This is a genomic window from Cupriavidus sp. 05T313 (genome assembly GCF_056396665.1).
The window spans coordinates 1-768 of the sequence record NZ_JBFTLX010000555.1 but is presented as its reverse complement, the minus strand read 5'-3'; the positions used below and the strand labels follow the sequence as shown (position 1 = coordinate 768).

Annotated in this window: 1 protein-coding gene; it reads left to right on the top strand. The window is 61.5% G+C overall.

From position 1 onward, the window contains the following. Nucleotides 1-590, top strand: a 590-nt coding sequence (locus AC1DKD_RS41715) for a substrate binding domain-containing protein (protein ID WP_477144792.1), incomplete at its 5' end; no start/stop codon positions are given. Nucleotides 591-768: the final 178 nt, after the last annotated feature.

Genomic DNA, 768 nt, shown 5'->3' with positions numbered 1-768 from the left:
GTCACGTGTTGTCCACATTCCTGTCCGACCATCCCAAGGTCAAAATCATCGAGACCGCCACGGACAGGATGGTGGACATCGTTGGAGAGGGATTCGATCTGGCGATCCGCGGCCACACGGGCCAGCTCCAGGACTCCAATCTGGTACAGCGTCCGCTCGCACGCGCGCCGTGGTATCTCTTCGCAGGGCCGGAATATCTCGAACGGGTGTCCCAACCGGAACAGCCGGAGGAATTGGCGTCGCATTCGATCATCGCACTGGTCAGCAAGGGAGCGCAGCAGTGGCAGCTGCAGGGGCCGGACAAACGCGTCGTCGTGGTGCCGATTGACCCGAGATTCCAGAGCAACAGCCTGATTTCGCTGAAAGAGGCCGCTTGTGCCAACATCGGCGTTGCGGCACTGCCCGGATACGTCTGCCAGGCCGAACTGAGGGTCGGCGCGCTGCGGCAGATCCTGCCCGAATGGATGGCCGCGGATGCTCGCATCACGGCGCTGATTCCCTATCGCACCGGCCTGCTGCCGGCAGTACGTACACTGGTCGACTATCTTGCCGTGGTGATGCCCAAGGTGACGGCTTTCGACCGAAGCTGACCTGGCAAGCCGCGGGTACGGGATCTTTTTTTAGGTTCTTCAGACTTTCGTGTGGGTAGGTAGTACGCTTTCGCGCATGGCTTGGTAAGGAGGTGTGCGATGGACAGCGTGGAACTGTACCGGCAGCTGCTTGGCGTGACTGCGCCATGGACGGTGGAGCGTGTCGACCTGGACGTGG